At 41.7% G+C, this 18538-nt stretch carries 18 protein-coding genes; 9 read left to right on the top strand and 9 right to left on the bottom strand.

Annotated features, from left to right (window positions below; all coding sequences use genetic code 11):
* From ispH to murJ, 6 genes are all read right to left on the bottom strand, one after another.
* On the bottom strand, positions 1-930 hold the full coding sequence (ispH, locus tag AAEU28_RS09270; RefSeq protein WP_349287522.1) for a 4-hydroxy-3-methylbut-2-enyl diphosphate reductase: 930 nt from the start codon (positions 928-930) through the stop codon (positions 1-3).
* Entirely contained in the window at positions 930-1370 is a 441-nt protein-coding gene (gene fkpB, locus AAEU28_RS09265; protein ID WP_130256583.1) for an FKBP-type peptidyl-prolyl cis-trans isomerase, read from the bottom strand. The genes ispH and fkpB overlap by 1 nt, the downstream gene beginning before the upstream one ends.
* A complete protein-coding gene (gene lspA, locus AAEU28_RS09260; RefSeq protein ID WP_421963848.1) occupies positions 1367-1876 on the bottom strand; it encodes a signal peptidase II in 510 nt (169 codons plus the stop codon). Before lspA ends, fkpB begins: the two co-directional genes overlap by 4 nt.
* 9 nt (positions 1877-1885) lie before the next feature.
* Complete coding sequence (ileS, locus tag AAEU28_RS09255; protein ID WP_421963847.1) at positions 1886-4711, bottom strand: isoleucine--tRNA ligase; 2826 nt, start codon at positions 4709-4711, stop codon at positions 1886-1888.
* Between the two features lie 21 nt (positions 4712-4732).
* Positions 4733-5659 (bottom strand): bifunctional riboflavin kinase/FAD synthetase, encoded by a 927-nt coding sequence (gene ribF / locus AAEU28_RS09250; protein WP_421963846.1) that lies wholly within the window; start codon positions 5657-5659, stop codon positions 4733-4735.
* A 118-nt stretch (positions 5660-5777) separates the two neighbouring features.
* Complete coding sequence (gene murJ / locus AAEU28_RS09245) at positions 5778-7346, bottom strand: murein biosynthesis integral membrane protein MurJ (RefSeq protein WP_421963845.1); 1569 nt, start codon at positions 7344-7346, stop codon at positions 5778-5780.
* A gap of 354 nt (positions 7347-7700) precedes the next feature.
* Between murJ and rpsT the strand changes: the two genes are divergently transcribed.
* A complete protein-coding gene (rpsT, locus tag AAEU28_RS09240; RefSeq protein WP_058029114.1) occupies positions 7701-7961 on the top strand; it encodes a 30S ribosomal protein S20 in 261 nt (86 codons plus the stop codon).
* 76 nt (positions 7962-8037) lie between these two features.
* Here rpsT and AAEU28_RS09235 read toward each other — a convergent pair whose 3' ends face one another.
* Positions 8038-8421 (bottom strand): response regulator, encoded by a 384-nt coding sequence (locus AAEU28_RS09235; protein WP_058029113.1) that lies wholly within the window; start codon positions 8419-8421, stop codon positions 8038-8040.
* 93 nt (positions 8422-8514) lie between these two features.
* On the opposite strand from AAEU28_RS09235, the gene AAEU28_RS09230 reads away from it, so the two are divergent.
* The 3 genes from AAEU28_RS09230 to smrA all read left to right on the top strand — a co-directional run bounded on the left by AAEU28_RS09230 (position 8515) and on the right by smrA (position 10006).
* Positions 8515-8976: a hypothetical protein gene (locus AAEU28_RS09230; protein WP_421963844.1), complete on the top strand. Its 462-nt coding sequence runs from the start codon at positions 8515-8517 to the stop codon at positions 8974-8976.
* Positions 8977-9076: 100 nt separating this feature from the next.
* Positions 9077-9325 (top strand): hypothetical protein, encoded by a 249-nt coding sequence (locus AAEU28_RS09225; protein ID WP_058029111.1) that lies wholly within the window; start codon positions 9077-9079, stop codon positions 9323-9325.
* Between the two features lie 99 nt (positions 9326-9424).
* Positions 9425-10006 carry a DNA endonuclease SmrA gene (gene smrA, locus AAEU28_RS09220; protein ID WP_421963843.1) on the top strand — a complete coding sequence of 194 codons (582 nt, stop codon included), beginning with the start codon at positions 9425-9427 and terminating at the stop codon, positions 10004-10006.
* On the opposite strand, the gene AAEU28_RS09215 is transcribed toward smrA, so the two are convergent.
* Together AAEU28_RS09215 and AAEU28_RS09210 are read right to left on the bottom strand one after the other, a co-directional pair.
* The gene (locus tag AAEU28_RS09215) at positions 9996-10142 is read right to left on the bottom strand and encodes a hypothetical protein (RefSeq protein WP_171041687.1); all 147 of its coding nucleotides are present in this window, start codon (positions 10140-10142) and stop codon (positions 9996-9998) included. The genes smrA and AAEU28_RS09215 overlap by 11 nt on opposite strands.
* Positions 10143-10281: 139 nt before the next feature.
* Positions 10282-11202, bottom strand: coding sequence for a 2-hydroxyacid dehydrogenase (locus AAEU28_RS09210; RefSeq protein ID WP_421963842.1), 921 nt, complete (start codon positions 11200-11202; stop codon positions 10282-10284).
* A 180-nt stretch (positions 11203-11382) separates the two neighbouring features.
* On the opposite strand from AAEU28_RS09210, the gene AAEU28_RS09205 reads away from it, so the two are divergent.
* The 5 genes from AAEU28_RS09205 (at position 11383) to AAEU28_RS09185 (ending at position 18446) form a co-directional block, all read left to right on the top strand.
* Positions 11383-13092 carry a lysophospholipid acyltransferase family protein gene (locus tag AAEU28_RS09205; protein WP_421963841.1) on the top strand — a complete coding sequence of 570 codons (1710 nt, stop codon included), beginning with the start codon at positions 11383-11385 and terminating at the stop codon, positions 13090-13092.
* 132 nt (positions 13093-13224) lie between these two features.
* Entirely contained in the window at positions 13225-13710 is a 486-nt protein-coding gene (locus AAEU28_RS09200; RefSeq protein WP_421963840.1) for a TlpA family protein disulfide reductase, read from the top strand.
* 153 nt (positions 13711-13863) lie between these two features.
* Positions 13864-15954 (top strand): TonB-dependent receptor plug domain-containing protein, encoded by a 2091-nt coding sequence (locus AAEU28_RS09195; RefSeq protein WP_421963839.1) that lies wholly within the window; start codon positions 13864-13866, stop codon positions 15952-15954.
* Positions 15955-16129: 175 nt separating this feature from the next.
* Entirely contained in the window at positions 16130-16396 is a 267-nt protein-coding gene (locus AAEU28_RS09190) for a GrxA family glutaredoxin (RefSeq protein ID WP_138633340.1), read from the top strand.
* Positions 16397-16589: 193 nt separating this feature from the next.
* A complete protein-coding gene (locus AAEU28_RS09185; RefSeq protein ID WP_421963838.1) occupies positions 16590-18446 on the top strand; it encodes a DEAD/DEAH box helicase in 1857 nt (618 codons plus the stop codon).
* Positions 18447-18538: the final 92 nt, after the last annotated feature.

Raw genomic sequence — 18538 nt, 5'->3', positions numbered from 1 at the left:
TTATCTCAACTCGGCAGGCACCGCAAATACAATGCTTTCTTCGATACCTGGGTTTTCGACCACAGTTTTACCACCTAACTCTTTCAAGCGTGTGATAACTTGTTGAACAAGCACTTCAGGGGCTGATGCACCCGCAGTAACACCGACTGAGTTGATATTTTCAAACCAGCTAGCATCAACACAGCTTGCATCGTCAATTAAGTAAGCAGTTGTGCCCATCTTCTCAGCAAGCTCACGTAAACGATTCGAGTTTGAGCTGTTTTTAGCTCCCACGACCAATAGCACATCGGCTTTATCAGCAAGATCACGCACAGCATCTTGACGGTTTTGTGTTGCATAGCAAATGTCGTCTTTACGTGGGCCGTCAATTTCAGGGAATTTAGCACGTAACGCATCAATCACATCTGCCGTGTCGTCAACTGATAAAGTTGTTTGACTGCAGTAAAATAAGTTACTTGGATCTTTCACTTCTAGTGCTGCAACATCCTCAGGCGTTTCTACTAAGTAAATACCACCTTCTGGATTGTCGTACTGACCCATAGTACCTTCCACTTCGGGATGACCTTGGTGACCAATTAAAACACATTCAGTGCCACGACGACTTGCGCGTGTTACTTCCATATGTACTTTAGTAACTAGAGGACAAGTAGCATCAAATACTTTTAACTCACGACGCTTCGCTTCAGCTCTTACAGCTTGAGATACACCGTGGGCACTGAAAATAACAATACTGTCGTCAGGTACTTGGTGTAACTCTTCAACAAAGACAGCACCGCGATCTTTTAAGCCATTAACCACATACTTGTTATGTACGACTTCATGACGCACATAGATAGGTGGGTTAAAAATATCTAATGCACGCTCAACAATTGAAATAGCGCGATCAACACCCGCACAAAAACCACGAGGGTTAGCTAACAAAATATCCATTAGCCAGTTACCTCTAGAATATCAACTTCAAACGTCACTTTTTGACCTGCTAGAGGATGATTGAAATCGATAGTCACAGAATCACCAGCCACTTCACGCACAAGGCCTGGTAGCTCAGTGCCATCTGGCTGAGTGAAAGCGATAATACTGCCCACTTCAGCTGGTGCATCAGGACCAAACTTACTGCGGTCAACATAATAGATGTTGTCTGGGTTTGGCTGACCAAATGCATCTTCAGGTTCTAAATCAAAAGATTTACTCTCACCCGCTTTTAAGCCTAAAAGGCATTTTTCAAAGTTTTCAGTCAGGCTACCATCGCCCATGAACAACTTTGCAGGTTTGTTATGTACTTTTGTTGAATCAGCCGCCGATCCGTCTTCTAGCTTGATCGAAAAATGAAAAAGAACTTCTGATTTTTCGCCAATGACGTGTTCGCTCATGCTTTTTTCTCCTGAGAACCATCTGCACCTTCACCTGTGAAGGCATCTAAAAGAAGTAGACCCGCACCACAAACAATTGCGATATCAGCCACATTGAATGCTGGATAGTGCCAATCTTGATAATAAAAATGTAGAAAATCTACAACATAGCCATGCACTAAACGGTCAACTAGGTTGCCAATCGCACCACCAATGACCATTGAGTAAGCGCCACATAACACCCAGTTTTTCGCTGGCAGCTTTTTCAGCCAATAAGTCAGTAATAAACTGATCACCACCGCAATGCTGCTGAAAAACCAGCGTTGCCAACCGCCTGCATCACTCAAAAAACTAAATGCAGCGCCATAATTGTGCATGTAAGTGAAGTTAAAAATTGGCAAAATCTCTATCGATTCATAGAGCTTCATATTTGCCACGACTACTGCTTTGGTTATGTAGTCTACTGCAAAAAGCAGTAGACTCAGTAATAACCAAATTAAACCCGATTTTTGTTTAACTTCGGTCACTCGTTGCTCCTACGCAAACTGACGCTGTTCGCCGTCACCGTCAACGTTGCTCACACAACGACCACAGATCTCTTCATGGCCTTCGTGTGTACCAACATCTTCACAGTAGTGCCAACAGCGGTCACATTTCTTCGCATCCGTTGAAGCGACTTTAATGAATAACCCATCAATGTCTGAAGACTCTGCGCCTTCAGGTTTCGCACTGACTACTTCAACATTTGCTTTTGACGTCAATAGTACGAAGCGTAACTCGTCACCGATCTTATTCAGCGTCTCAGCTAAGTCACCACCAGTGTAAAGCGTCACTTCAGCTTGCAGCGTTGCACCAATAACTTCGTCTTTACGTGCTGCTTCTAATACCTTGTTAACTGCATCACGTACTTCAAGCACTTGCTGCCAGTATGTATTATCAAGCTGACCTTCAGTCACATTGGCTAAGCCTTCGTACCAAACATCAGTGAATACAAAGTCACCGCGCTCGCCTGGTAATACATCCCAGATTTCTTGCGCTGTGAAGCTCATGATTGGCGCCATCCAACGCGTCATTGCTTCTGCAATGTGGTAAAGCGCAGATTGACAAGAGCGACGTGCATGACTGTCAGCTTTAGCTGTGTATTGACGGTCTTTAATTACGTCTAAGTAGAATGAACCTAGTTCACCGGTACAGAAGTTCATTAGCTTTTGCGTCACAACTAACATTTGGTAGTTGTCGTAAGCACTGATGATTTCTTTTTGTAACTCAGCGGCACGTGCCACAATCCAGCGATCTAGCTCTACCATATCTTCAACGGCAACTAAGTCAGTTGCTGGGTTGAAACCGCTTAAGTTTGCAAGTAAGTAACGGCTAGTGTTACGAATACGACGGTAACGATCAGCTGAACGCTTAAAGATTTCATCCGATACTGTCATTTCTGCCGTGTAATCTGTTGATGCAACCCATAGACGTAAAATGTCAGCACCTAACTTATTCATAACATTCTGTGGAGAAATAACGTTACCTAAAGACTTTGACATCTTGCGGCCGTTTTCATCTACAGTGAAACCATGAGTTAGTACTTGCTTATATGGAGCATGACCGTTAATTGCTACCGACGTCATCATAGAAGACATAAACCAACCACGGTGTTGGTCAGAACCTTCTAGGTATAAATCTGCAGGACCAGTTAACTCTTCACGCGCATCAACCACACAAGCGTGTGTTACACCTGAATCGAACCATACGTCTAGCGTATCTTGTACTTTTACATACTGCTCGGCATCAGCACCGATTAAATCAGCTGCATCTAAGTCATACCAAGCTTGAATGCCTTTTTCTTCAACCAGTTTTGCAACGTCTTCGATTAGGTTTTCAGTATTTGGATGTAATGCACCTGTGTCTTTATCAACGAATAAAGAAATTGGCACACCCCAAGTCCGCTGACGTGAAATACACCAGTCTGGGCGACCTTCTACCATGTTTGCAATACGGCTCTCGCCCCACTCAGGTAACCACTGCGTTTTTTCAATTTCACTTAGTGAATCTTTACGTAGGTCTGCTTGATCCATGCTAACGAACCACTGAGGCGTCGCACGGAAGATGATTGGTGTTTTGTGGCGCCAGCAATGTGGGTAGCTGTGTTGTAATGCATGATGGTGCATTAACGCGCCTTTTTCTGTTAGCACTTCAATCACACTCGCATTGGCTTTAAATACGTGCTGACCTGCAAATAATTCAGTATCGGGCAGATAAACACCGTTTGCGCCAACTGGGTTTGCCACTTCTAAACCGTATGCCTGACCTGCCACGAAGTCTTCTTGACCGTGACCTGGTGCGGTGTGAACAATGCCCGTACCAGAGTCTGTTGTTACGTGCTCACCTAAAATTACTGGTACATCAAAGTCATAGAATGGGTGTGCAACACGTAAGTTATCTAACGCAACGCCTTTTGCATAACCTAGTACATGGAAATGATTGAAACCGAAACGGTCCATACAATCTTTAACTAGCTCAGAGCCTAGGATTAAACGCTGCTCTTTGCCTTCGTCTTCAACTTGAACTAGGGCGTATTCTAGGTTTTCGTGAACAGCAACCGCACGGTTTGCAGGTAATGTCCAAGGCGTTGTAGTCCAGATAACTGTACCGACTGTGCCATTACCTTCATGACCTTCTGCCAAGCCAAATGCAGCAACAACCGCTTGTTGATCAACAAAGTCAAAGCGTACGTCAATCGCCGGTGATTGCTTATCTTGGTATTCAACTTCAGCTTCAGCTAGTGCCGAGCCACAATCTGTACACCAATGAACAGGCTTAGCGCCTTTGTGTAAGTGACCGTTTTTAATGATGCGACCTAAAACACGGATTGCGTTCGCTTCAAAGTCGAAATTCATTGTTAGGTAAGGTTTGTCCCAGTCACCAAATACACCTAAGCGCTTGAAGTCAGCCTTTTGACCTTCGACTTGCTTCTTAGCGTATGCACGGCATTTCTCTCTGAACTCTGCTGCAGATACTTTATGACCAGGCTTACCTACTTTTTTCTCAACTTGTAGCTCGATAGGTAGACCATGACAGTCCCAACCAGGTACATAAGGCGCATCAAAATCAGAAAGCGTTTTAGACTTAATAATAATGTCTTTTAAAATCTTATTAACTGAGTGACCTAAGTGAATATCGCCATTTGCGTATGGAGGACCATCATGCAAAATAAATGGCTTCTTACCTTTTTTCGCGTTACGAATTTGGCCGTAAAGGTCAGCTTCGTACCAAGCTTTCAGCATTTTTGGTTCGCGTTGCGCAAGATTACCGCGCATTGGAAACTCAGTTTCCGGTAGGTTCAAAGTATGTTTGTAGTCGCTCATTTATCCTAGTTTCCGTATCGGCTACTTAATAGTAAAACATTGTTGTGCGTCAGCCACATCACTTGCTATTTGCTCAGTCAACTGGGCCAATGTCTCGAATTTTTTTTCATCTCGGAGCTTTTTGACCAGCTCCACTTTTAGAAAACGTCCATAAACATTTTCATCAAAATCAAATATATGCACTTCTAATAGTGCTTTCGTGCCATTTAACGTTGGCTTTGTGCCAATGTTTGCCACCCCGTTAAATACGCGGTTGTCTAAATAGACTTTAACAGCAAACACCCCCTGTACAGGGATCACTTGGCGTTTTAGTGCAATATTCGCGGTTCTAAAACCAAGCTCTCGGCCTTTTTTCCAGCCGTGGATCACACGACCTGAAATCGCATAGGTATGACCTAGCATCTGGTGCGCCGAATCTAAATCACCTTGCGCAAGTGCCGCTCTGATTAAAGTACTACTTACACGGCAATCATCACGGCGTAAGCTGGCTGTGCTTTTGACATGCATATTTAATTCAGCGCCAATTGCGCTCAGCATATCAAAATCGCCTTTGCGGTTTTTGCCAAACTTAAAGTCATCACCCACTGTGAGTGCTTTCACGCCTAGCTTTTTTATTAACACGTTTCGAACAAACTGTTCGGCATCTATTGCTGCAAACTCTTTATCAAACTTGACACAAATCACTCTATCAATGCCGAGCTTATCTAGTAGAGCAAGTTTATCTCTTAATCGTGTTAACCGTGCAGGCGCCTTGTCTTTAGCAAAAAACTCTTGCGGTTGCGGCTCAAACAACATCACGGTGCTGGGTAACCCATACTGTTCAGCATCTTGCATTAAGCCTTTTAAAACAGCAACATGACCTAGATGCACACCATCAAAATTACCTATCGTCAGCACACACCCAGCGTGTTCTGCTCTAATATTATGGATGCCTCTAATTAATTGCATGAAATAAAAGCCTTCACCACCAATTTATTCAAAGTGCCAGATTATACCCAAGTTGCTTGAAAATGCGAATAATCAGATAGCCTTAACCGAAGGCTCTTACTATGCCTTAGGTTAAGTATTAAGCCGAGGCTTCTTTTATAGTCTTCAATCGTACCCCAAACGCAAAAAGTGCGCCGAAGTAACTTATCATAGCCACTGCCAGTAAAGCGCAGAGTAATGTGATTTGCTCAATCAGGCTCCAGCTTTGCCATGTGTATTGCTGGGCAATAAAATAAACCAGCACAGCCATCAGTATTGCGCTCACAATACATTTCAATGCAAACCATAGGCTAAAAGAAGAGAACTGATACACACCTTGCTGGTTTAGCTTTCTATAAAGTAAAAACGCATTACAACTTGCTGATAAAGAAGTTGCTAAAGCTAACCCCAAATAGCCAATGAATGGGGCAAGCATGATGTTAAACACCATGTTCAAAACAAGCGTGATAATACCTATTTTGACCGGCGTTTTAGTATCTTGTCGAGCATAAAAACCTGGTGCTAATACTTTAATCAACATAAAACTGACTAAGCCAACCGAATAGGCGGCAACGCCCATGCTCACTGCTTTAACGTGATCGACTTCCCCCTCAGAGAAAGCTCCATGATCAAATAACACAGAGATAATAAGTGGGCTAATTACCATCAAACCCGCCATGGCCGGAAAGCCTAAAAACAAAACAAAACGTACGCCCCAGTCTAATGTGTTCTGAAAATCTTCGGATTTTTCTGTGGCATGCAACTTTGACAGTGCGGGTAATATAACAGTCGCAATACCGATACCAAACAAACCTAATGGAAACTCAATCAGCCTGTCAGAGTAATACAGCCAAGCGATGGAGCCCGTCACTAACAGCGAAGCTATGATGGTATCTAAAAGTAAATTAATTTGTGAAATCGAAACACCGAACATCGCGGGTAACATTAACTTGCGAACTTTCGTCACTTCAGGAGAGCGCCAAGCAAACACCGGCTTATTCACCATACCGATACGCAAAAGAAAAGGTATTTGAAATAAGAGCTGTGCTACGCCACCAACAAATACCCCAATAGCCAGTGCATAAGCACTCACATCAAAAGCATCATGTAATAAAATCGCGCAGCTAATAATAGAGATATTTAATAAAACGGGGGTAAAAGCCGCTGCGGCAAAGCGGTTATAAACATTTAGGACAGCACCGCTCAATGCAACCAAGCTAACAAAAAACAAATATGGAAAGGTAAATTTTAATAAACCACTCGCTAATTCAAACTTTCCTGCATTTTCGCCTCCTTGCCACCAGTCAATAAACCAGCCTGTACCAAATAACGCCGCAATGACGGGTGAGCCAATCACACCTAGGATAGTAACTATCAGTAAAATGGTCCCCAAGGTTCCCGCGGCTTGGGCAACAAACAATCTGACTTTGTCGTCGCCATGCTTTTCTTTTATTTCTGACAAAACTGGGACGAATGCTTGAGCAAATGCGCCTTCTGCAAATAATCGTCTTAAAAAATTTGGGATACGGTTAGCAAATAAAAACACATCTGCAGCAAGTCCCGCCCCAAGTAAATTTGCAACAACAGCATCCCTGACTAGCCCCATCACGCGTGAAATCATCGTCATGGCACTGACTATCATGCCTGATTTAAATAACCCTTTTGCCACAAATTTACTCCCAAGAACATATAACTGGAAGATTATGCCACAGACTTGCGCTGTCCTTGAACGCCAACATACGACTATTTGTAAATATCTTTCGTTTAATACTAGGTGTCGAGATATAGATTTGATACAATCGCCCGCAACAATCACAAAACCATGAGGTGTTATGGTTTTGCTGATTCTGAGCCTGTTGCAACTAGCGCTATGCAACTTAAAACCATGGTTTTAGTACATTCAGGCCAATATGACCCAAATGGAAAAGGCTGGGTGGTCATTTTTTATTGACTTTTGAGAATAAAACAGGCATATTCCTCGGCCTTTAAATTAAGCTTATTTTAAGATTGTTAGGAGCAAACCTTGGCTAACATCAAGTCTGCAAAAAAACGCGCTATTACTAGCGAAAAGCGTCGTAAGCACAACGCAAGTCGTCGTTCTATGATGCGTACTCTATTCAAGAAAACTGTAGCTGCTATTGAAGCTGGCGACAAAGAAGCTGCAACTGTAGCTTTCGCTGCTGTAACTCCAGTTTTAGACCGTTACGCAACTAAAGGTCTTATCCACAAAAACAAAGCTGCTCGTCATAAGAGCCGTTTAGCTGCTAAAATCAAAGCACTATAATTTGTTTTTGAATGAAAAAACCGACTGTTAAGTCGGTTTTTTTTTGCCTTTAAGAAAGGAAGAAGAGAAGCTTTTCTTAATAAAGCTCCAATTCTGGATAAAACTTTTTCAGCATCGCTGCAATTTTCTTTGGTGAAAACGGTTTAACCACAAACCCTTTTGCCCCTCTTTCAATCGCATCTTTAACGTTATCAACTGTTGAATGAGCAGATACCATCACAACATTAATATTTTCGTTAATTTTATTAATCTCAGCGATCAGCTCTTTGCCGTCACCGTCAGGTAATTCGATATCCAAAAATACAATATCGAAATGTTGTTCTTCGCATGCGGTAATACATTGTGTCGCAGTAGAGGCTTCTCTCACATGGTCTATGCCCAAGTGCATCAATGTTTGATGTAAGAAACTACGAACTGTACCCACGTCGTCCACTATAAGTATTGAGATCTGTTGATCCATAATCATCCTTTCCATATGCTGCCGAATAAATTTAGGCTATGATTAAATCATAGAATCATTATAGAGACATGCAAATAAAAGGCTACAAAACGAATGTCTAATCAATCAAAAAAACAATCTTTACTGGGACAAGTTAATCCACAACAAAAAAAGCGACAAAGTAGTCAAAAGAAAAAACGTCTTTCTCCACAACAACAAAGAGCCGCAATGGCACAAGCACAATTAGCCCAAACTCAACTCAATAATCCTCCAAAACAAAAAGGTATCAAACGTTGGATTACACTTGGCGTTATTGCCTTATTAATTATTGTATTCCCTAAACCACACTTAATTACTTATGAAAAACTAGGGGTCGTTGCTACCAGTGTCTATTGGTCTGCACTACCAGGTCTTGATCCTGTTATCTTTGATTCATCGTTGCATCCAAGGCCTGCACTAGATAAAAATACTCTCTATTTATGTATGAATAAGCTCGACCCAGACACCTGTCAGAAGTATCAAATAATCAAAAAAGAAGGTTTCTTTAGTGCCTTAAAGGTGCTCATTTCGAATTAAAAAAACTAATCTGAAAATTACAAAAATACTCGTTTGAAGCATGGTCAAACTAACACCATAATGGCGCTCCTTTAACCAACCACAGGAACCCAAACAGACCATGCCAAACGAGCTCGACTTGTTGCTAAACATAGTGCTTCTACTTTTAGGTGCTGGAGCCTTTTTTATCAACCACTTAACTACTTTACGCGTTGCCGCATTGGCCGCTTGTAGCTTATTATTTTTATCGTTTAGTTTTGATCTGATGAGTACCAGTGTGGTGTCTAATTTAAGTTTAATTATGATTAATACATTTTATCTATTTAAAGTGTATACATTCGGACAACTTAAATTAAGTCATACCGACTAACATATTATTAACCTAGCCTTTAAATTGTCCTGGTAGCCAATTCCTTAAGGCTAGGCTAAAATCATCGCCATATCTTCAATGCTACAGCTGAGGTGACGTATGGCGATGACAGATGAAGAATTGTTTATGGCTTCAATGGGTGATGTCACCCCACTTGCTAAAAACAATCAAATAGAGCTCCAAAAGAAAAAAAACGCCCCGACTCTAAGTCAACTTGAGAAGCGCAAAGCCGCCGAACAAGAATTAGAGTTCGATGCAAATTACCTCTCCACCGAGTATGTAGACTTACTTGATCCACATGATTTATTAAGCTTTAAGAAAAGTGGTGTGCAACATGGTGTGTTTAAAAATCTACGCTTAGGCAAATATCAAATCGACGCCACATTAGACTTACATGGCAAAACATTTCGTGAAGCCAGAAAAACACTCTTTGATTTTGTTACCGATTGTCAGCAAAGAAGTATTCGTGTCTTGCTGATAAGACATGGCATTGGTTTAAACAGCAAACCGCACCCAGCCATTTTAAAAAGCTATACTAATAAGTGGTTACAAGAAATGCCGATCGTCTTAGCGTTTCACAGTGCGCTGAAGTGTCATGGAGGCTCAGGCTCTACCTATGTGCTGTTAACTAAAAGTGATGAGAAAAAGCTAGAAAATCGAGAACAACACGCTAAGCGTTGATCTCTTCATGAGCGACACAGTTACCATACTCTGGTAGCTCTGTCGCTTTCGCTTGAGTAAACCATGCAGAAATTGCCAAAAGAATAACTGAGATAAAAACGAAAGAAAATTTTACTCCACCTTGGCTGTCACGCATTGTATTACCCTGTTTATTATTATTTTTTTATCTAAACTACTGAAAGTATAAAAATCACACAAGATGTTTTTTTATACAGTAAGTGAAAGGAATGAGAGAATAAATCTGCTTAGCACTTTCCAATACTTATTTCCTACCTTTAATATCCTTTTTGTTTGCACACCAAATTACTTAATTGTGTATTTGCTTGCTGTGCTTTGACATTATCCGCAATTTGTTCACAAACCGTTTTGAGCTGAGTCAAAGCCGCACAATGTGGTGTAATGGTTATTTTGGGATGCGACCAAAATACATGTGATTTAGGTAAGGGCTCTTCGGTAAATACATCCAATACTGCTGCTGCAAGTTCGTCTTGTTCAAGTGCTGTTAATAAATCTGCTTCATTTAAATGTTTGCCTCTAGCAACATTAATTAGCAAACAATGAGCTGGTAACTGTTTGAACACATCTAAGTTCAAAATCTCTTCTGTCTGTGGCGTTAGAGGCAATAAACACACCAATACATCAAGTTCTTTAAGAAAATCAGGTAGCTGAGCGTCACCATGAAAGTGGGTAATATGCGCTAATTGCTTTTCAGAGCGAGACCAACCGCTGACTTTAAAGTTATTGTTAACCAGCTTGTTTGCAACACTTACCCCTAGCTCTCCCATACCTAAAATACCTACATGCTGAGTCGCATGTGCTCGTTTTGGCTTCCATTGCCCTTGTTGCTGTTTTATTAGGTACTCTTTAATACGAAGCTTATGCGCCAAAGTATGAGCTAAGACATATTCAGCCATATCTTCTGCCAGTTGTGTATCTACAATACGAGTGACTTGAACGTGTTCAGGAATAAGACTTAAGTCAATTGCATCAACCCCCGCACCATAACTCTGTACTATTTGCAAATTAGGTAGCTGTGCCCAAAGCGTTTCAGGTGCTTTCCAAGCCAATACAAATTCGATTTCTGTTAAGTTTTCGCAGTGCGGCCACTCATATATTTTAACATTGGGTAACTGAGCGCTGAGTTCAGCAAGGAGTTTGTCGTTATTACGACCTGTGACACAGACTAAAACTGACATTTGTTATTCCTAATAAAGCAACTTGTTAGTCATCATATTGGCCAAGCAATTAAGACTCAAGCGAGGGTTTCATTAAAACCATAAAACAATGTCGGCTGTCATAAAAGCACCGTAAATTTGCAACAGCCTTGTCACACAGTGTTTTTAATCTACCAAAAACACTTAGAGTTGAGATTCACTATGATCAGTGTCGATAAGGTTATCGAAGCAAACTTACCCCAGCTAGAAAAGTCCCCAAAAGTAAAAGGACTAGTAAAAAAAGGCTTAGGTTATTTACTTCATGAGCAGGAATTTGTGGCATTTGCTGATACCTACCCGCACTTACAAGGGTTAGAGTTTGTCGAGCAAGTATTAGACGAACTGGAGTTTGATGCCCGTTATACCACCAAGCAGCTTGAGCATATACCCAGCGAAGGCTCAGTTGTGATAGTCGCAAACCACCCTATCGGCTCTTTAGATGCACTCGCTCTAGTTAAACTTATCAGCAAGGTACGAGGCGATTTAAAAGTGGTTGCGAATCGAATGCTAATGTCGCTAACACCGATGCATTCTCTATTGCTACCTGTTGATAATTTATCTGGTACAAGTCGCAAACAAGAGCTTAGCAACATTCATAAACACCTCAAACAAGGTGGCGCTTTATTGATCTTTCCTGCTGGTGAAGTCTCTCGATTAAGCCCTACTGGTGTGAAAGATTGTAAGTGGAATACTGGCTTTTTAAGAATGGCCAAACGAGCTAACTGCCCTATTTTGCCAATTAACATCAAAGCCAAAAATAGCCCTTTGTTTTATGGCACTTCCATGATCTACAAGCCTCTAGCCAGCCTGCTATTGGTAAAAGAAATGTTTAAGCAGCGTCAAAAGTTTTTAGAGTTCGAAATCGGTGCATGCATACCGCCTGAGTCTTATCTGCATAACAATGTAAAAGACAAAGAGATGGTCGCACTTATCCGCAAACAGCTATATCGCATTGGTACTAAAAAGTCGCTGCCTCTCACCACACAAACACCAGTTGCGCCACCAGAGTGTAAAAAAGCCTTGAAGAGTGCCCTTGAAGCCTGTGAGCGTATTGGCGAAACGCAAGATGGTATGCAGATCTATCTTTATCATTACACGGGTAGCTCTGTCATTTTTAGAGAGTTAGGTCGATTACGTGAACATGCATTTAGAGCTGTCGGTGAAGGCACGGGCAAACGCAGAGACATAGATAAATATGACATGCATTACACCCATCTTATTTTATGGGATCCTAATCAGCTCGAGTTAGTTGGCGCTTATCGTCTTGCCAGTGCTAAAAAAGTACTCGATCAGCAAGGTCGCGAGGGCTTGTACACAGATACCTTAGTCGATTACGACGATAAAATGCAGCCATACTTTGAGCACGGACTAGAGCTTGGCCGCAGCTTTGTTCAACCTAAATACTGGGGGCGAAAAAGCTTAGATTACCTTTGGTATGGCATTGGTGCCTTTGTAAAACGTTATCCTGAACACCGTTATTTATTTGGCGCAGTAAGTCTATCAAATGCCTTGCCCGAAGAAGCAAAAGCCATGTTGGTGTATCACTATCAGCACTATTTTGGCCATTTGCCCGAACATGCTATTGCTAAACACAAATACCGTTTAGACAGCGCTCAACAAGAGAATTATAAGAAGCTATTTTTAGGTAATAATATCAAAGAAGATTTTAGCGAGCTTAAGCATATTCTTGCCAATATGGACGCTCAAGTACCGACGTTATTTAAGCAATATACAGAGTTGTGCGAAGACGGCGGCGTGAACTTCCTGTGTTTTAGCGTCGACCCCGATTTTAGCAACTGTATTGATGGGCTCGTATTGGTTGATTTAGAGAAAATAAAACCTCAAAAGGCCAAACGTTATTTAGGTGAGTAGCATTTTGTAAAAATGAAATATGCGGGGTCTTAGCCACTGAAACAGATAGAAACATGTTTTTAGTTTCTATCTGTAATTTTCGATGTTAACGTCGGGTCTATTAAAATATAAAGGACCCAATACATTTCAAAGATGATCAAAAAAGTACTTCAATTAGCCGTTTTTGTCGTAATATTTATCGCAGTCACGGCATACCAAGAACTCGGTATGTTAGCTGATAATGGCGAGCAACCGGCGCCTTACTTCTCATTACCCACACTCGAAAATGAGCACGAGCAGATCAGTTTAAGTGAACTCGCTGGACAGCAAACCGTTGTGTACTTCTTTGCGCCTTGGTGCAGTATTTGTAAGTTCAGCATGCCAAATTTAGATAAGCTTCATGAACAACAAAAACTCAATGCCGTTGCCATTGCCCTAGATTATGACTCAAAAGAAGCGGTTGAAGCTTTCACACAAGATTTAGACTTGAGCATGCCTGTGCTTATGGGAAATCATCAAATCGCCGCCAACTTTAAGGTCAAAGCCTACCCCACTTATTATGTGATTGATGAAAACCTAAAAATAACCGAACGTTCCGTTGGGTATTCTACTGAACTTGGTTTAAGAGCCCGCTTATAAGTTTCCTTACCTTAATGCCTTTATAAGCAACTTTTGTAATAAAGTGTAGAAGTACCGCTACACTTTATTACCTAAACCCGCAACACACTTACAACTTATCTCCTTAAACTAGTCGCCAATTCATACCAACTCAGCTTGCAACAAGGATCCCAAATGAACAAGCTCGGCGCATTTTCAACTACCCTATTTAAGTTTTCACCGCTATTTTTAGCCATTTCACTGTCTGTTCATGCTGCTGAGCAAAAGCCACAGAACAAAGAAATGGAACACATTGAAGTACTTTACAAACGCAGTAGTATCACCAGTGAAATCACCGAAGACACTGAAAAGTTGATTGAAATGCCCGGTGCTCTTGGCGATCCGTTAAGAGCCGTATATGCACTTCCAGGCGTGGTTGCTGCTGGCGGCTCAATGAGCGAACCTGCAGTACGTGGCTCATCGCCCAGTGATAATATTTTCGAAGTGGACTTTATGCCTGCAGGCTATATCTTCCATGACTTTGGTAGTTCTATTTTCAATCGCCATATTATTCAAGATTTTCAGCTTTACTCAGCCGGTTATGGCGCAGGTTACAGCAACGCCACAGGCGCAGTGTTTGACGTAACATTACGCAACCCTAAATATCAACCCATTACCACAACGCTCGATTTTTCGATGTTTAACGCCGGTGTATTTGTTGAAGGACAGGCCACAGAGAATACCGCATTTTACTTTTCGGCCCGAAAAAGTACTCTGCCGCTATTTTTCTCAGAAGGAGAAGAACTTGAAGATGATGACGGCGAATTAACGGGGGTAACAATCAATGATGCGCCCGATGACCATGATTATCAGGGTAAATGGCTTTGGGATATCAATGCCAATAATACCCTAACTTTTAATTTCACTGGTGCAGAAGACTCAGCCGCAGCAGGCTTTAATGAACGTGCTGAACTTGCACAAAAGACACCTGAATTTCAGGGCGATGCACGATTTATCCGTGAGTTCACCAGCCAAAATATCTTATGGGATCACTACAACAAAAATTATCACTTTAGAGTAGGGTTAGGTGTGCTAGACCATTCAGGCCGACTTGAATATGGCAAACGAGCCACGTTAACGGAAGGATATTTCGAAGAAGAATCAGAAAAGCAAACAACACTCAAGGCCCAATTAAACTATAAGTTGAATACACATCATCGTGTCGTGACTGACTTTGCTTACTTCGATAATGAAACCACATATAAGTATGACTCTTTTCAATATTTATGTACTGAGCTAGATCCTGATTGTGACCTGAAAAAAGGCGAACGCATAACCGGTAAACAAACTGCTGGCGCAGATAGCGGGTTTGTTGGTATTACCCATGTTTGGCAAATCAACGACAAGCTACAAACTGAAACAGGCGTGCAATTTCAGCATAACAAACTCACCGATGAAAACTTTGTACAGCCTCGCCTTGCTTTAAACTATTACTTATCTGATTCAAGTACCATCACAGCCAAGTTTGGACAATATAATCGTCAGCAAGACATTGATTATATTTTGCCTGAAGTCGGCAATCCGAATTTAAAATCACAATCGGCAAATCATACAACGCTAGGGTTCGCACAAGAACTTGAAAATGAATGGTCTTGGTCTGTTGAAGCTTATTACAAAACCATGGACGACTTACCACTTGCCATTGCGGATGACGCACCTGATGCGCAAAACCTATATGCCAATGATGTTGAAGGCCGAGCCTATGGGGTAGACTTTCTGATCAATAAAAACAAAACCGATAACTGGTATGGATGGTTGGCATTTAGTTATGCCAAAAGTGAGCGTACGGATTTAAGAAATAATGTCACGCGTGACTACTATGCCGATACCCCTTTTGTGTTCAATGCGGTATTTAACTATGAAATTAATGAACTCTGGCAAGGTGGCTTTAACTTTACAGCACGAAGTGGTCAAGCATATACACCGATTGTTGGCGTGAGGGAAAACCCAGACTTCGATAATCGCTTTTTACCTACTTATGGCGAACCATTCTCAGAGCGTCACGATCTGTATCACAGACTCGATATACGTTTTGAACGTAAAACACGCGTGTTTGGCCTAGACGGTAAGCTTATTCTGGAATTAATGAACGCATACGGTCAAGATAATGTCAGCAGCATCGACCTTGATTACAAAAAAGTGAAGTCAGTAAATGACTTATATATAGAAGAAGAAACCGATGACTTTGAAATGCGCCCATCTATTGGGTTTAGCGTGACTTTCTAATATCACTTTTAAATTAGTTTTCGACCCTACTAGGGCTTGCCATATGTTGGTAAGCCCTCTATTTAGGAATCATCATTTTTATTGATGGTTTTGATTCAATTAATCAACTTTTACTTCTTATAAATTCCTCTAAACTTAGTTGCAGTTAAACAAAATCATCAACGAGGAATTCAATATGTTTACAGTTATTTTTGGTCGTGAAGGGTGTCCATTCTGTGTTCGTGCAAAAGAACTTGCTGAGCGTTTAAAAACAGAGCGTGACGATTTTAACTATCGCTACGTAGACATCATCAAAGAAGGTGTGAGCAAAGCAGATTTAGAAAAGTCAGCAGGCAAACCTTGCCCGACTGTGCCACAGATTTTCTTAGATCAATCTCACATTGGTGGATTTACCGATTTTGAAGCCTATGCAAAAGAAAATTTAGGTTTGTACAGTAATTAAACAACCCGTATTTGCAGAAAAGTAAAAAGCCCTAAAAGCCTTGAAATTGTTACTTTGCTGTAAATTTGCACAAAACGCACTGATTAAATTTCGTACAACATCAGTCACATATAAATTAGTTCTAATTTATACAAGCAATTGCTGGGCTTTTCCTATACAATGCGCGCCTCTTTAAATTCGTTGAGGCGCATTAATGTCAGAACCAGTCACGTTTGAATCTTTAGATCTTTCACCTGCAATTTTAAAAGCAGTCGAAGAGCAAGGATATAAGACACCATCTGAGATCCAAGCTCAATGTATACCGTTATTGCTAGAAAGAAAGGACGTACTGGGACTAGCGCAGACGGGTACAGGTAAAACAGCAGCATTTGCATTACCACTATTAAACAATATTGACCCGGCTACGAAGCAGCCACAAATTTTGGTGTTAACACCAACACGCGAACTTGCTATTCAGGTAGCAGAAGCATTTGAACAATATGCTAAATACACTAAAGGCGTTGAAGTACTAGCGCTTTACGGTGGTCAAAGCTACGGCATCCAGCTAAGTGCTTTACGCCGCGGTGCACAGATTATTGTTGCGACACCAGGTCGTCTTATCGACCACATCAACCGTAAAACGATTGATTTATCGCAGCTGAAAGCACTTGTATTAGATGAAGCTGACGAAATGCTTCGCATGGGCTTCATTGAAGATGTTGAAAACATCATGGAAAAAACGCCTGAAAACAAGCAAACTTGTTTGTTCTCAGCAACTATGCCTAAGCAAATTCAGTCTATCTGTAACAAGTACTTAGACAACCCTGAGCAAGTGCATATTTCTGCACGTAACTCGACAGTATCAACGGTTGAGCAAGTTTACTGGCGTTCAACTGTTCATAAGAACAAAGCAATCGTTCGCTTCTTAGAAGCTGAAGATTACGATGGCGCAATTGTATTCGTTCGTACACGTAACGACACTGTTCAGCTTGCTGAGCTTCTAGAGCATGAAGGTTTCTCTGCGGCACCATTAAATGGTGATATGAACCAACAAGCGCGTGAGCGTACTGTTGATCGCTTAAAGAATGGTCTAGTAGACATCGTTATCGCAACTGACGTTGCGGCACGTGGTCTTGACGTAGAGCGCTTAAGCCTAGTTATCAACTACGATATTCCGCAAGACAGCGAAGCATACGTTCACCGTATTGGTCGTACTGGTCGTGCTGGTCGTACTGGTAAAGCAATCCTATTCGTGAAAGGCAATGAGCGTTACTTACTACGTAACATCATGCGTCACACTAAGTCTGAGATTGCTGAAGTTGAATTACCAGATGCGAAAACAGTTGAGCAAAAACGTATCGCAGCATTACAAGCTAAGCTAGCGAATGCATTAGAGCACAAAGACATTACTTTCTTTAATGAAGTTGCTGTAGACCTTGCTCAAAAGCTTGAACTAAGCCCTGAAGACTTAGCGGGCGCGTTACTAGCACTTGCACAAGAATCTTCACCATTAAAAGTTGAAGAAATTAAGCGCGAACGTCGTGAACGTGATGACCGTAAAGGTCGTGATGGTCAGCGTAATGAACGTGGTGGTGAGCGTCGTGGTCGTGAGCGTGGTGAACGCGGTGACCGTGGTAATCGCAATAGCAGCCAAACACCAATGGATACGTACCGTATCGATGTTGGTCGTGATCACGGTGTACAAGTTAAAAACATCGTTGGCGCAATTGCCAATGAAGCTGATATCTCAAGCAAGTTCATCGGTGACATTCGTTTATTCAACGAACACAGTACCGTTCAGCTTCCGAAAGATATGCCAGCTGACGTATTAGGTCATTTCAAGAACGTATTTATCTGTAAGCGTCCTATGAACATGACTAAGAGCACGCACCCAGCTGATCAAGCAGGTGGCGGTCAAGAGCGTGGCTTCCGTGGTGAGCGTAACGATCGTGGTAACCGTGGTGAAGGTAAGCGTAGCTTCCGTGATAACCGTGGTGGCGACCGTAAGCCTCGTCGTGAAGGAGAGCGTGGTGAACGCAAAGAGCGTCGCCCAGTAAGCTTCACAGCTTAATAGCACAGCTATAAAAAAACCCGCACATGTTGCGGGTTTTTTATTTCTTAAACCTACCCTCTAAATTTAGCGAACTATTTTGAGAATTGGAA

Origin of the sequence: Pseudoalteromonas sp. SS15 (genome assembly GCF_049257195.1) — a bacterium.
Classification (GTDB): Bacteria; Pseudomonadota; Gammaproteobacteria; order Enterobacterales; family Alteromonadaceae; genus Pseudoalteromonas.
This window is presented reverse-complemented; position numbering and strand designations above follow the sequence as displayed.